Source organism: Rhodoferax sp., from assembly GCF_028689295.1.
Lineage (GTDB): Bacteria > Pseudomonadota > Gammaproteobacteria > Burkholderiales > Burkholderiaceae_C > Rhodoferax.
In genome coordinates this window covers 135,726-150,478 of record NZ_JAQTWL010000008.1, presented here as the reverse complement: position 1 = coordinate 150,478, position 14,753 = coordinate 135,726, and the positions used below count along the sequence as shown (strand labels likewise).

The 14,753-nt window shown below is 58.4% G+C and carries 10 protein-coding genes and 1 pseudogene; 9 read left to right on the top strand and 2 right to left on the bottom strand.

Going from position 1 to position 14,753, the window contains the following annotated elements:
- Together PHF15_RS09360 and PHF15_RS09355 are read left to right on the top strand one after the other, a co-directional pair.
- Positions 1–87, top strand: an 87-nt coding sequence (locus PHF15_RS09360) for an integrase core domain-containing protein (protein WP_300120569.1), incomplete at its 5' end; no start/stop codon positions are given.
- Between the two features lie 42 nt (positions 88–129).
- Positions 130–505, top strand: a pseudogene (locus PHF15_RS09355) (dihydrolipoyl dehydrogenase); the annotation flags it as partial.
- Positions 506–662: 157 nt separating this feature from the next.
- Here the strand turns inward: PHF15_RS09355 and PHF15_RS09350 are convergent.
- On the bottom strand, positions 663–1,331 hold the full coding sequence (locus tag PHF15_RS09350) for a c-type cytochrome (RefSeq protein WP_300120553.1): 669 nt from the start codon (positions 1,329–1,331) through the stop codon (positions 663–665).
- A gap of 145 nt (positions 1,332–1,476) precedes the next feature.
- Between PHF15_RS09350 and PHF15_RS09345 the strand changes: the two genes are divergently transcribed.
- The 5 genes from PHF15_RS09345 (at position 1,477) to PHF15_RS09325 (ending at position 9,096) form a co-directional block, all read left to right on the top strand.
- Positions 1,477–3,168, top strand: a complete 1,692-nt coding sequence (locus PHF15_RS09345) for an AMP-binding protein (RefSeq protein ID WP_300120551.1) — start codon at positions 1,477–1,479, stop codon at positions 3,166–3,168.
- Between the two features lie 44 nt (positions 3,169–3,212).
- Positions 3,213–5,072, top strand: coding sequence for a patatin-like phospholipase family protein (locus PHF15_RS09340; protein WP_300120549.1), 1,860 nt, complete (start codon positions 3,213–3,215; stop codon positions 5,070–5,072).
- Between the two features lie 252 nt (positions 5,073–5,324).
- Entirely contained in the window at positions 5,325–6,908 is a 1,584-nt protein-coding gene (locus PHF15_RS09335; protein ID WP_300120548.1) for an adenylate/guanylate cyclase domain-containing protein, read from the top strand.
- Between the two features lie 272 nt (positions 6,909–7,180).
- Positions 7,181–8,458, top strand: coding sequence for an exodeoxyribonuclease VII large subunit (xseA, locus tag PHF15_RS09330; RefSeq protein ID WP_300120547.1), 1,278 nt, complete (start codon positions 7,181–7,183; stop codon positions 8,456–8,458).
- 56 nt (positions 8,459–8,514) lie between these two features.
- Positions 8,515–9,096 (top strand): Fe-Mn family superoxide dismutase, encoded by a 582-nt coding sequence (locus PHF15_RS09325; protein ID WP_300120545.1) that lies wholly within the window; start codon positions 8,515–8,517, stop codon positions 9,094–9,096.
- 152 nt (positions 9,097–9,248) lie between these two features.
- Here PHF15_RS09325 and PHF15_RS09320 read toward each other — a convergent pair whose 3' ends face one another.
- The gene (locus tag PHF15_RS09320; protein WP_300120543.1) at positions 9,249–10,148 is read right to left on the bottom strand and encodes a MerR family transcriptional regulator; all 900 of its coding nucleotides are present in this window, start codon (positions 10,146–10,148) and stop codon (positions 9,249–9,251) included.
- A 438-nt stretch (positions 10,149–10,586) separates the two neighbouring features.
- Here PHF15_RS09320 and PHF15_RS09315 point away from each other — a divergent pair, with 438 nt between their 5' ends.
- Both PHF15_RS09315 and PHF15_RS09310 read left to right on the top strand, forming a co-directional pair.
- Positions 10,587–11,546 carry a substrate-binding domain-containing protein gene (locus PHF15_RS09315; protein ID WP_300120541.1) on the top strand — a complete coding sequence of 320 codons (960 nt, stop codon included), beginning with the start codon at positions 10,587–10,589 and terminating at the stop codon, positions 11,544–11,546.
- Between the two features lie 45 nt (positions 11,547–11,591).
- The gene (locus PHF15_RS09310; protein WP_300120539.1) at positions 11,592–14,447 is read left to right on the top strand and encodes an EAL domain-containing protein; all 2,856 of its coding nucleotides are present in this window, start codon (positions 11,592–11,594) and stop codon (positions 14,445–14,447) included.
- The last annotated feature ends 306 nt before the right edge of the window (positions 14,448–14,753 follow it).

Below are 14,753 nucleotides of genomic sequence, written 5' to 3'. Positions count from 1 at the left end.
CAATGGACCTGGTCCTACAATCACGACCGCCCTCACATGGCCCTGGGCGGGATCACCCCAAAGCAGCGGCTACTAAAGGCTGCATAACCCTCTACTTCTGACGCCAGTGGAAAAAGGGGGGATTACCGCGACATCGTCGGCCAGCCGATGCTGGCGCACAAGGCGGTGCACGAAGCGCACGTCGCCGCTGAAGTGATTGCCGGGGAATTGCAAGGCAACAAAGACTTGGCCAGCAGCGCCTTCAACGCCCGCGTCATCCCCAGCGTGGCCTATACCGACCCCGAGGTGGCCTGGGTCGGCCTGACCGAAGACCAGGCCAAGGCGCAAGGCATCAAGGTCAAGAGGGGCCTGTTCCCGTGGAACGCCTCCGGCCGCGCCATTGCCAACGGCCGCGACGAAGGTGTCACAAAGCTGCTGTTTGACGACAGCCTCGAAGCGCACCATTGGTATGGCGGCCGAAGTGGCGCACGGCAGTTGCACCGATTTGCCGCCTGCCAAGAAGTAAGAAATAAGCGGGTTTCCAAGCCCTTGAAGCGAAGCCCAAACTCTCACAGGTTTGGGCTTTTTGCTATCTGGCCGCTCGATATCAGTGACTATGTGAACTTGAACCTGGTGCCGTCACTCGTCGCCGGTTGTCGAAGAACTCGACCGAATTGATCGGCCTACCTGCGTTGGGGCGGGGGCAATTGCGCCAGATAGTCCGCCACCGCCTGTAAATCGTCCTGTGTGTAGGTCTTGATCAGGCTGGCCATCGCCGGATTGGAGTTGCCCCGCTTCCCATCGCGGATGAATCCCAGTTCTCGCAACAGGTAGGTGTAGTGTTGCGCAGCCAACATGGGCGCAAAAATGAACGAATTGCCTTCGCCCTCAGCGCCGTGGCAGCCCGAACAGGCATTGTCAAAGAGTTCCTTGCCCCGCGCCACGCCGGACCCCGGACCCTTGGCAATGGTTCCTGCCACTGGCAACGCCTGCAGGTGGGCGGCAATATCGGCCAGGGTTTGCAGACTCAGTTCTTCTTCGTTCACCATGGGCTGCATGGGCGGGTTGTTGCGCAACCCGCTGCGAATGTCGAGCACCTGCTTGATGATCACCGTGGCATGTTGCCCCGAGAGCCGCGGCGTTGGCGTGGCCGGGCGACCGGAGGCGTCTTTTCTGTGGCAAGCCGTGCAGGCCTGCTCGGCAAATTCAGCCTCGCCGCGCTTGGCGTCGGGCGTGATCGCAAGGGCTCTTGCCAACAGGGCCTCGGCCTCGGGTGTGGGGGTTTGTGCCTGTCCAGACAGTGGTGATATGCCCAGCAGGGAGGCGAAGAGCAGGGAGGCAAGAGGTTTCATGATAAGTCGCATGGAAGGGTTGATTACTTTGGGTATTCCCGGTTTTGTGAAGGCTTTCACGGTTCACAATAAATTGTTCTTTTCATATACTGTCCACAAATACCCGCAACGGACATGACTTTCATCATTCAAGGAGACAAGTTTAATGAATACCGTGACATCTGACCAGTTGGCTTTGCCGCGCTTGTATTTTTGGGAAAAAACCGCCGCCGATCGCGTAGCCCTGACCCAGCCGATGGGCGGTGGCGTCATTCAGGACTTCACCTGGGCGCAGGTAGGCGACCAAGTGCGCCGCATGGCCTCCCATCTCAAGGCCCAGGGCTGGGAACCCGGCGCCAAAGTGGCCATTTTGTCCAAAAACTGTGCCTGGTGGCTGATGAGCGACCTGGCGATCTGGATGGCTGGCTATGTGTCGGTGCCGCTGTATCCCACGCTCGGGCATGACACCGTCAGGCAGATTTTGACTCACAGCGAGGCGCGCGCCTGTTTTGTCGGCAAACTCGACGACTGGGAGTTGATGAAGCCAGGCGTGCCTTTGGATATGCCGTGCATCAGCTATCCACTGTCGCCGCCGGATGCACTCCAGCGCTTCGAAGGCTGGGACGCCATCATCGCCCGCAACCAATCCATGCAGGGTGAAGTGGTTCGCGCGGCCGATGAGCTGGCCACGCTGATCTACACCTCGGGCACTACCGGCAAGCCCAAGGGCGTGATGCACAGTTTTGGCAATTTCGCCTGGGCGATTGCCACCGGTGCTGCTGCCGTGGGCATGACGCAGCAAGACCGCATGTTGTCCTACCTGCCTTTGGCCCATGTGGTCGAGCGCGTGCTGGTGGAGCACGGCTGGCTGTACACCGGAATGCACGTGTTTTTTGCCGAATCGCTCGACACCTTCACCACCGACCTGCAACGTGCGCATCCCACCATTTTCTTTTCGGTGCCACGGCTGTGGGTCAAGTTTCAGCATGGCGTGCACCACAAGATGCCGCCGGCCAAGCTCAACCGGTTGTTGTCGATTCCCATCATTGGCGGTCTGGTGCGGCGCAAAGTGCAAAAAGCACTGGGGCTGGACCAGTGCCGTTTTGCCGCTGGCGGCGCGGCGCCCATGCCGGTTCCGCTGCTGGCCTGGTACCGCAAGCTGGGTCTGCCGGTCAACGAAGGTTATGGCATGACAGAAAACCTGGCCGTCTCCAACCTGACGCTGGCCGGGAAAAATCAAGAGGGCTCGGTGGGACCAGCCTACCCCGGCGTTGACATTCGCATCGATGCAGCCACCGGCGAGGTCCAGATGCGCAGCCCGGCGCTGATGCAGGGCTATTACAAGGAACCGGCATTGACTCGGGAAACCTTCACCGAAGACGGCTGGCTGCGCACTGGCGACAAGGGTCAGATCGATGCGCAAGGCTGCCTGCACATCACCGGGCGCGTGAAAGACTTGTTCAAGACCAGCAAGGGCAAATACGTGGCGCCGGCCCCGATCGAAGACAAACTGGTGATGCACGACGCGGTGGAAGCCTGCGTGGTGACCGGCGCCAACCTGGGTCAGCCGCTGGGCATTGTGATGCTTAACGCCGAAGCCCTGGCGCGCACCGCAGACCCGGACAGCCGCAGCGAACTTGAGGCGTCGCTGGCGCAACACCTGAAAACCATCAATGAAACGCTCGATCCGCACGAGCAGCTCAAGTGCCTGGTGGTCGCCACCACCGCGTGGACGGTCGAGAACGACATTGTGACACCCACCTTCAAGGTCAAGCGCAACCGCATTGAGGACATCTATTCAGCCAATTACGAGCGTTGGGAAAGCTCTGCCCAGCTGGTGATCTGGCAATCTTCCTGATTCGTTTTTTTGTTCGGGGCTGACGCCCTTTGATTGGATGCCCCATGACGACGGATTACCCCGAGCAGGTGCTCAACCAGCATTTGCAGCGCATGCTCAGCGACCTCGATGCCGAGGCCATTGCGCTGTTGCGGAGCCATTTGCATTGGGTTGAATTGGCCGCCGGTGACATGCTGATGTGCCAGGGCGAGCCCGGCGATGCCATGTATTTGTCGATCAGCGGACGGCTGCGGGCCTCGGTGCGGGACGACGGCGGTGAAGAGCGCATGGTGCGCGAGATGGGGCGGGGCGAGATCATTGGCGAGATGAGCCTCTACACCGACGAGCCGCGAACGGCCACCGTTGTTGCCATCCGCGACTCCTTGCTGGTGCGTCTGGCCAAGTCCGAGTTCAGCCGCCTGCTGGCCAGCAGCGCGCAAATGTCCATCCTGCTGACGCGCCAGATGATCAAGCGGCTCACCAGCACCGGTTTGCTGACTGCGGTGCCGCCACCGGTGGCCATGGCGCTGCTGCCCGTCACTGCCGGCGTGGATTGCGCTGATTTTGCCCGGCGCCTGGCGGCACAGCTCGGGGGCATGGGCAAGGTTTGCCTGGTGGCTGCGAGCGACGTCGATACAGCCCTGCAGCAGCCGGGCCTGGCGCGCAGCGCAAGCACCGATGTAGCTGCCAACCGCCGCATTGCGTCCTACCTGGGTCAACTGGAGCTGGCGCACGACTTTGTGCTGCTGGTGGGCGATGCCGATGCCAGCGCATGGACGCAGCGCTGCAGCCGCCACAGTGACGAGCTTTTGCTGCTGGCCGATGCCCGCCAGCCGCCCGTGCTGCACGAAACCGAAAGCGCCTGCCTGATGCCGCGTAGCGGGCAGGGTGGGGCGGCGCAAATCCTGGTGCTGCTGCACGAGGCTGCGGTGCGTTGTCCGAACGGGACAAGGCAATGGCTGGCGCGCCGACCGGTTACCGACCATGTGCACATACGACCAACGCTTGACAGCGACATGGCGCGGCTGGCGCGTATTCAGAGCCGCACCGCGGTGGGCTTGGTGCTGGCCGGTGGCGGCGCCAAAGGCTTGGCGCATCTGGGGCTTTACCAAGCGCTGCAAGAGCGCGGCATCGTGGTTGACTTTGTCGGCGGTACCAGCATCGGGTCGATCATGGCGGCCATGGTCGCCTCGGACCAGCCGCTGGACAGCCTGATGTCGATCGCACGCGCGGCCTTTGCCGACAAGCCCACGGGGGACTTCAACCTGTTGCCACTGATCTCGCTCATTCGCGGACGCCGCATGCGCCGCATTCTGCAAGTGGCCTTGCAGCAAGTCTTCGGCCATCCGGCAGACGTCGAGGATGCCTGGAAAAACTACTTTTGTGTGGCCAGCAACTACACCGAGGCCCGCGAACAGGTCATCAGCCAGGGTCCACTGACCCAGTCCATTCTGGCCAGCACCGCCATCCCCGGCGCCTTTCCGCCGGTGCCGGTGGCGGGTGATCTGCTGTTTGACGGTGGCACCTTCAACAACTTCCCGGTCAGCATCATGCGCAAGCGGCGCGGCGTGGGCAAGGTCATCGGCATGGATCTGGGCACGCGCAAGCCCAAGCCTGTGGCGTTTGACGAAGTGCCAGGTACCTGGGCGCTGTTGCGCGACCGCCTGCGTCCGCGCCAGCAGCGCCGCTACAAGCTGCCTTCGTTCATGGCCTATTTGCTCAATGTCAACATCATGTACAGCACCTCGCGCCAGAGCGAATCGCGCCGACTGACCGACCTCTACTTCAGCCCGCCGCTGGAGAGGGTGGGCATGCTGCAGTGGCAGCGCTTTGACAACATCGCCAAGCAGGGCTACGACTACGCCTGCGAGGTGCTCGACGCCATGTCCGAAGAACAGCTCAAGCCGTTTCGGGCGCGCCTCTGAAGTGGGGTCGCGGTGGCGACCCGATTCAAGCCGTGAAGTTGCCCACTCCGCCGTCGTTTGAACAGACAGTTGCTTGGACAGCTGTAAATTTAGTTAGACAGCTACAGGCAATAGATTAGACAGCTGTAGACAACTGATGCCTGAGAACAACACGGCTGTGGTTGTTTATCAGTTTTGTTGCTTGGACACTTGCAATCCAGTTGTATATCTATATAGTCCAGTTGTCTAACAAAGAAAGCAGTGGATAGTTTCATGTTAACCAGCGTCGCGTTGCTTGAAGGTGCCGGCATTTCGCGTGCCACCCTCAACAATTACATTGCCGTCGGGCTCCTGCCCCGGCCGGAAGTGCGTCGGCAAGCGGCTGTGCCGGGCGAAGCACCCACCACCCTGGGCTATTTCCCGGACTGGGCGCTGGAACGCATTGGGCAAATTCAGGAACTCAAGCGCAATGGTGTCAGCATGGAAGACATCAAGCGTCAACTGGCCGACGAGGCAGAGCCAGTTAAGGTCAAGCCGTCCCCCACGGCGTCCGCGCCCGACTCCGCCACCACGCCAGCAGTTGTGCCATCGCCAACTGTCGCTGCCGGGCCTGCCCCCTTGCCCAATGACAGTGCCCCTTTTTCTGAAAAACGCACGGCGCCAGCCTCTGTCCAGCGCAGCGAATCAGTTCAGGTTTCGGTCGAAAACATTCCGTATCCCGCTTACATGGTCAACTTCGAGTTTCAGTTGATCTGGCTCAACGCGCTGGCCCAAAAAGAATTCTTTGCCGACAACCCGATCCCGGAGCGGGCCAACGACCGCTCCATTGTGCCCACCCTGCTCGAATGGGCAGGAACATTGCCCCAGCAGGAGCAGGCCAGTTTGTTCAACGCCCATTTGGGGCCGATCAAAAGTCGTTTGTCGCGCCAGGCCTTCAGCCAGAATCTGGGTAACCTGGCTGATGCGCAGCGGCAATGGCTGATGGATTGCTATGACCATTGCCCTGAACCCGAAAACCGCATCCAGCACATTGTCGGCCTGGTCCACCCTGATCCTGAGATCGGCCCCTGCCAGGTGGTGGCCCTGAGCTTTCGCGAAGGCGTGCTGATTGTCTATGTGCCTGAAAAGCAGGATGTGAACCAGTTGCTCAACTGTGTGTCACGGCGCGACTCGTTCATTCGCGCCTTGCTCAGCCAGCGCCTGCCGGTACTGACGCCGTTGGCCGTGATGGTGGCCGACCTGCAAAACTCGGTGCGCATCTGCTCGGAGTTGCCACCCGAAGACTACTTTCAATTGATCAACCAGATCTGGTCCACGCTGGACCCGATTTTCCGGGAGTATTACGGCGCTTATGGCAAACACACGGGTGACGGCATGGTCTATTACTTCTTTCCCCAGCCCGACCGCAATTACCTGATGAACGCCGTGCTGTGCGCCAACAAGGTGCGTGAAACCATGCAAAACATCAGCCACGAGTGGATGGTGCGCAAGGGTTGGACCAACCCCTTGTACATGAACATCGGCCTGAGTGAAGGTGAGGAATGGCTCGGTACGTTCAGGACCAACACCAACTTCGAACTGGTGGTGCTGGGCGAAACCATCAATATTTGTGGCCGCTTATCTGACCTGGCCCGCTTCGGCAAGATCTGGGCCACCAAGGGGCTGATCAGCAAACTGTCCGTCACCGAACGCTCGAAAATCCGCTATGGCGTGGAACGTGACGCTCCCGAAGGAAGAGTGTTCGTCAACAACTCCTATGCGCAGGTGGCGACGCTGCTGTCGAACACTGATCCGCGCCATGCCAAACTCATGGACATTGCGACCTGTGCCGTGGCCGAGGTGCTGCCCAAGCTATAACATCAGGCTCTTTTGAAGCGCAGGACTGCGCTTTGTGAGCTGCTCGCATTTCCTGTGGATAACTTTGTGAGTAATTACCCTAATATCCATCTGCTGTTGACGCGTGTTTTGATACGTAACACGTTGATTACAATTTAAGCAGCAAAAAATCTAATTAAATCAATGATATTCAACGAAAAATCTCACACAGTTGCTAGCGTTTTTGGTTTTTGGGTGTCCGCGCCAAACTGTGGGCAATTCACTATCGTGTTGCTAGCGCCGGGTGCTTTGGCATGATGGCTGAGCCGTCTCTTTTGCCAGAGTCCGGGACAGTCTGGACGGTCGGTGCGCTGTGTCGCGCCATAACTGACGCGCTGCAAGCCCGCTTCAACCCGGTGACCGTGCGCGGTGAGTTGTCCGGGTTTTCGCGCGCTGCCAGCGGCCACTGCTACTTCTCGTTGAAGGATACCTCCGGACAGTTGCGTTGTGCCATGTTCAAGCGTGCCGCCAGCGGTCTTGACTTTGCGCCACGCGACGGTGAACTGGTCGAAGTGCAAGGGCGCCTGGGTGTCTATGAGCCGCGTGGCGACCTGCAGTTGATTGTCGAAGGCATGCGCCGCGCCGGCCAGGGCGGCCTGTTCGAGGAATTCCTCAAACTCAAGGCCCGGCTGGCAGCACAGGGCCTGTTTGATGCCGCCCGCAAGAGAGCGCTACCCGTCATGCCGCGCGCCATCGGTCTGGTGACCTCGCTCGGTGCGGCGGCTTTGCATGACGTGGTGACCGCCTTGCAGCGGCGTGTGCCGCACATTCCGGTGGTGCTGGCCCCGGCCTCGGTGCAGGGGACCAATGCCCCGGCCGAGTTGATGGCCGCATTGACCGCGTTGTACCAATTGAATACGGTTCCGATCGACGTGATTTTGCTGGTGCGAGGCGGCGGTGCACTGGAAGACCTGTGGGCCTTCAACGACGAGGCACTGGCGCGGCTCATCGTACAAAGCCCGGTGCCCGTCATTTGCGGCGTCGGTCACGAGACCGACTTCACCATTGCCGACTTCTGTGCCGACCTGCGCGCGCCCACGCCCACGGCCGCGGCCGAACTGGTGGCGCAACCGCGCGACGCCTGGCTGGGCGCGCTGGACCAGGCCCAGCGGCGCCTCAGTGACGCCGTGCTGCGCCAGCTCGACCGCCAGGGCCAGCGGCTGGACCGGGCTGTGGCTCGCCTGGGGCGGCCGTCCGAACGCATGGCCAGCCAGCGCCTGCGGCTGGCGGCCAGCGCCCATGGCCTGCAAAGTGCAGCCCGGCATTTTTTGCAAACAAAAGAGCAACACCAGCAACGACTGGCGACCCAATTGCCCACCGCTGTGCAGCGCGCCTGGCAGCAGCAGGCGCAGCGCCTGGATCGGGCTACTCTGCGCCTGAACCTGCTCGACCCGCATCTGGTGCTGGCGCGGGGCTATGCCATGCTGTCCGACGATCAGGGCAATACCGTTGCCAACTGCCGGCAGACTGCGCCCGGCCAGGCCCTGACCGCTACCCTTGTTGACGGCACGGTTGATTTGAGAGTGGTGTAAGCTGCCACCTGAAAGTTTTTACAATTTCATTTTTGCAACTCAACACCGAGGATCACATGGAACATACTTTGCCCCCCCTGCCTTTTGCGATGGATGCCCTGGCACCCCACTATTCCAAGGAAACGCTGGAATACCACTATGGCAAGCACCACAACGCGTATGTGGTCAACCTCAACAACCTGCAAAAAGGCACCGAATTCGAGAGCATGGACCTCGAGTCCATCGTCAAAAAATCCAGCGGCGGCATCTACAACAACGCCGCCCAAATCTGGAACCACACCTTTTTCTGGAACTGCCTGACGCCCAACGGCGGCGGTGAACCGAACGGCGCGCTGGCGGCTGCCATCAATACCAAGTGGGGTTCTTATGCTGCGTTCAAGGAAGCTTTTGTCAAGAGCGCCGTGGGCAACTTCGGCTCCGGCTGGACTTGGCTGGTGAAAAAGGCCGACGGTTCGGTTGACATCGTCAACATGGGTGCTGCCGGCACACCATTGACCACTGGCGACAAAGCGTTGCTGACGGTGGATGTCTGGGAGCACGCCTACTACATCGACTACCGCAACCTGCGTCAGAAATACGTCGAGACTTTCCTTGGCAACCTGGTGAACTGGCGCTTTGCCGAAGCCAACTTTGCCTGAGTTCAAACGCTCGTCAAAACAAGAAACCACCTTCGGGTGGTTTTTTTTTACAACCGATTCAGGTTTTGTGGCGCTGTCGGCCAAAAAAGCTGGAAATCCGATGCGCGCCAAGCTTTCGAAGGATGGACTCTATGAGGTACAAATTTGGCTTTTCAACATGACTTCCTGATTACCTTGGCAGCACTTCCAATTTGCTCGAAACGGGTCACACCTGGCCACTTTGAGCGAAGTCGGTCAACCCCGGCGCCACCTGCCCACAATGCAGTTTCGGCCGGCAAATTTCGACGCAAGTTAAGAACAAAGGGAGAAATGTTTCGACTGGCGTACGACAAGCTAAATGAAATCGCCACAATTTCTGCCCGGTAGCTCATTGCGCTATTTACCATTTCCACAAGGGGAACCTGAGTCCCAAGATTGATGCACTGAGCGCCCTCCAAAGTCAGGAGGGTCTGCAACATGATCAAACCCATTCCGTGCTGTTCATCGGGTGCTGTCGCCATCAACACCCTAACGCCATCAGTATTTCCCCGAAGTCGCAGTGCGGCACTCTGTAACACTGAACGCAAAATTTCCGAAAACAAATGCTCTTGGTGAATTGCAAGACTGCCGCTCTCCCAATGCTTACCTACACAAGTGATCAGTGGTGGCAGGGTCTTCTCGACGAAAGTATTCAACCCCTGTTTCAGAAGTGCCGTCTCCAGTTCACGATGAAGCGCATGGACATTTCCATCCTGCAATCTCGCAAAGACGCGATTGACAAACCCCATTGCCGAAGCCGGTACGACATTGTCCGTATGCTTTGCATAAAGCTGTTTGATTGCGTCCAACGGGAGTGCAACGATCTTCCCTGGACGATGTCCTGCATCCAAAAGCCCTTTAATCAGCCGAAGTTGGTGTAGGTCCTCGGCGCAATACAGGCGTTCCCCATTGAGGTGTCGTTGCGGTTGTGGAAATCCGTACCGCGACTCCCACTTGCGCAGCGTCTCCTTAGTAATACCGGTCTCTCTCTCGACTTGCTGAATGGGTACCAAAGGCGAATCAACGTTGATCATTCATGTCTCTAAGGAAGAATGCATTAAAGGTGATTATCCCGGCTCTTGGGCAGGTAGCGGCAGAACCGGGACTTGCCGTGGACGGAATGATGCGTCATTTCACCTTGAAATATTGCCCACGCCCGGACCCGCAGTGCAAACCATGCCATGCGGCCGTGACTGTCCGTAAAGTACTTTTGACAGCGCAAAACATCTTTTCATTCGACAAATGTCAACATTATTAGAGGAATCATTATTTGGCTGCATAATGGCTAGACAAAATTTAAACCGGATCGCTTTCAATAACACGTCAAATGACCGCGAACTGTGGATAGCAGGAACCATCGGGCTGAGATGTTGAGTGTGATCTTGGTTCAAATGCTTCAAAACCTCTTTGACGCTTCCAAATGTGGAATCGAAAATAAATAATTACATGCTGCAATGGAACGATGGCGCACCATGAGACTTTATAGACTATTGGCTCTGGCCCTACCCCTGGCGCTCATTGCTTGTAATGACCGCATACAGCCGGAGCAACAAGCTGCGCCGAGCGCGCCACCCGTCAAGAAGGTACGAGTCGCGCTGGTGATGAAGACGCTGACCAATCCGTTTTTCATTGAAATGGAAAAAGGCGCACGCAAGGCCGCCGCTGAACTAAACCTGGACTTGATCGTCAAGACGGCGGCCGAGGAAACATCGTTCGAGCAGCAGGTGGCCATTGTCGATGACTTGGTCCAGAAGAAGCTGATTGATGCCCTGGTGGTGGCGCCGGCTGACGCCTATCACCTGATCCCGTCAGTCATAAAGGCGCGAGATGCAGGCATTGCAGTGGTCAACATCGACGCGCGTCTGGACCCCAAGCAGCTGAAAGACGCCGGTTCGGCCGTAGTCCCGTTCATCAGTGTCGACAACGAGCAGGGTGGATTCTTGTCGGCCAAGACCCTTATTGCCGGAGTCACCAAACCGACCCAGGCAGCCATTATCGAAGGTATTCGTACGGCGGAAAACGCCCAGGCGCGCAAGAACGGTGCGGTACGCGCGTTTGCCAGCAATCGGGCGGTCAAACTGGTGGCCAGCGAATCGGCCAACTGGAAGATCGATGAGGCATATACGGTCACCAAGTCCATCTTTGCCAAGCACCCGAATATCGGCCTGATCTTCGCCGCCAACGACATGATGGCACTTGGCGTGTTGAAATATCTGGCCGACAGCGGGCATGGCAAGGTCAAAGTCGCTGGTTTCGACGCATTGGCCGAAGCCCGTACCGCCATCAGCCAGGGCACGCTCGTGGCCAGCATCGACCAGCAGGCCGCAGAGCAGGGCTATCAGGGTGTGCTGTACGCCATGCGTGCGTTCAAAAGGGAGCAACTGCCGGCGCAAACCCTGCTCAATGTGAAGTTGGTCACGATAGAGAAGTGACACTGCTAGTCACGCACTTAGGAGTGTCCACACCGCCAGCCTGCCATGCGCCTTAGTCTCAACCTTCGGTTCATCGCCTATCTGCTGGTGTTGGGGGTGCTGCCGCTCCTCGCCGTCAGCGCCATATCGATTCGGCTTACAAGCAGCGCCATCGAAGACAAGGCACGCTACCATGCGGTCCAAGAAGTTCAGGAAATGGCGGTACTTCTTGATATCCAGATGGCCCAGATCGAGGCGCTGATCGCCAACGTTTCCGGTGTCGAGGAAATCAGCAAGGTGCTGGCGGAAAAAAAAGCCGACTCGGATGCTTTCACACGCCTTGCGACACAGGCGCGTATTGGCTATGTGCTCAACAATTTCCTCAATCTCAAGGGCCTGATATCCATCGATATCCTCACCTTGGACGGTCGTCACTACCATGTCGGGGACACGCTGGACATCGGAAATCTGAACACGAGCGTGCGTGATCAGTTGATTAAGGAAACATTGACACAGGCTGAGAGTGTCTACTGGGCCGGCGTGCGACCCAATGTCAATGGCAACTCGACCCATCGCTTGACGCTGGTTGCGGCCCACGCGATTGTCCTGCGTAATCCGGTCACTTCCAGGCGCGAGCCCGTGGCCCTGCTGTTAGTCAACTTCGACCCAAACCAGGTTCACCAGCAATTCGGCGAAATCGTCCCCCATGACGAAAACATGGTGGTAGTGCTCGATGGGAGCAATCGCTTCGTCTACCATCCGGATGCCGGCTTGATCGGCCAAGCTGCCGGGACCGACATGCTCGCCACGCTGGCCGAGATTCCAAAAGGGCCGCAAAGCCGCTTCACGGATAGCGGTGTGCTGGTGACCAGCACATCGATGCGTGCGTCCGGTTGGCGCGTGGCCTCCTTGGTGTCACAGGCGAGCCTGACCCGTTCCGCCCGCGACATTAGCCGTGCCACCGCGCTGGTCATGCTGGTGTCTCTTATTCTGGTTGTTCTTGGCGCGTTGTCCCTGCTGCGGCAGGTGGTGAGGCCGCTACGGGCGATTTCTAAACGATTTCGCCTGTTGCGCGAGGCGCCGCAGACCATCCAGACGCCGTTGTCAGTCCGTGGCAAAGACGAAATTGCCGATCTGACGATCTGGTTCAACGCCTATCTGGACAATCTGAGTGCGCGCCGGCAATCCGAGGAAAAACTCCAGCTCGCCGCCAGTGTCTTTAGCAATGCCCGCGAAGGCATCATGATCACCAACACCAAAGGCACCATCATTGACGTCAATCAGGCCTTCACTCGCATCACGGGCTACTCGCGCGAAGAAGTGTTAGGACACAGCCCGAGCATTCTCAGCTCCGGCCGGCACGACAAGGCGTTCTACGACAGTATGTGGCTTGCCTTGATCAAGCAGGGGCACTGGACCGGGGAAATCTGGAACCGGCACAAGGACGGAGAGGTGTTCGCCGAGTTGCTCGCAGTCAGTTCTGTGCGGGATGACAAGGGTGTCGTGAAGCGATATTTGGGCTTGTTTTCCGACATCACATCGATCAAGCAGTACCAGATAGAGTTGGAGCACACCGCCCACTACGATGCACTGACCAACCTCCCCAACCGCCTGCTAATGGCTGACCGCCTGCAACAGGCCATGGCACAAGTGCAGAGGCGTCAGAAGAAGCTGGCCGTCCTCTTCTTAGACCTCGATGGCTTCAAAGACGTCAACGATGGCCACGGCCATGTGGCTGGCGATCACGTTCTCATTACCCTGGCACAGCGCATGAAACAGGCGATGCGCGAGGGTGACAGCATCGCTCGTATAGGGGGCGACGAGTTTGTGGCGATACTGATTGATCTGAATGACATTGCAGACAGCTTGCCTTTGCTAGAGCGGCTGCTGGCTGCGGTGGCGCAACCAGTTGAGTTTGGAGATATCACGCTTGAGGTCTCGGCGAGTGTGGGGGTCACCCTGTATCCGCAAGCACATGACATCAGTGCCGATCAATTGGTGCGCCAAGCCGACCAAGCGATGTATCAGGCCAAAGTCGCTGGAAAGAACCGCTATCACATCTTCGATGTCTCACTGGACGACACTATCCGCAGTCACCATGAAAGCGTGGAGCGGATCCGCCTGGCGCTTGAACAACGTGAATTCGTGCTGTATTACCAGCCCAAGGTCAACATGCGAACCGGCGAGATCATTGGGGCAGAAGCACTGATCCGCTGGCAGCATCCGGATAGAGGACTGCTCACACCGGCCGGATTCTTGCCCGTGATCGAGGGCCATGCTCTGGCCATTTCCGTTGGCGAGTGGGTGATTGATACCGCTCTGACCCAAATCGAGATATGGCACTCAGCGGGCCTGGACAAGGTAGTAAGCGTCAACATTGGTGCGCACCAGTTGCAGCAAGGCGACTTTGTCGATCGGCTGAGATTATTACTGGCAAAGCATCCGCAGGTGAAGTCGAAAGACCTTGAACTTGAGGTGCTGGAGACCAGCGCTATGGAAGACATTGCCAAAGTGTCTCAGGTGATCGAAGCCTGTGCCCAGATCGGCGTGAAGTTTGCGCTGGATGACTTTGGCACCGGCTACTCATCACTCACCTACCTCAAACGCCTTCGCGTGGCGCTGCTCAAGATCGACCAGAGCTTTGTGCGCGACATGCTTAACGACCCCGATGACCTGGCCATTTTGCAAGGCATCATCGGTCTGGCTGCCGCCTTCAAATGCGAAGTGATTGCTGAAGGCGTAGAGACCGTGGCGCACGGCACCGCGCTGCTGCAACTGGGCTGCGAACTGGCGCAAGGCTACGGCATTGCCCGGCCCATGCCGCCAGATCAGTTGCCAGCCTGGGCAGCCACCTGGCAGCCCGATGCGGCCTGGGGTGGGATGATTAATTCCGGTGCGGCATCTCGGTCAGCAGACAAGTAGGCTGCCGCAAAGCCGGTCTGCGCGGCTGTCCGCTGCACAGCCGAAGTACGCTGTACCGGGTTGCTGACTTCCATTTCTGACCTGTAGCATCTGAGAAATCGTGCTGGCTTCCATAGTACCGTGGTAAGGTACTGACCTATCCGAATCACGTCGTCTTCCTGGCAACCAACAACAATTCATCAAGATTCCTCCGCGGCACTCAGATCCACCGGTTCAATCAGCAGTTGGACGACAGCAAAGCCGGCGTCGATGACTTCGCTAATGAAGTCATTGGACCAACCGATATACCGTGTTGCGTAACCCTTG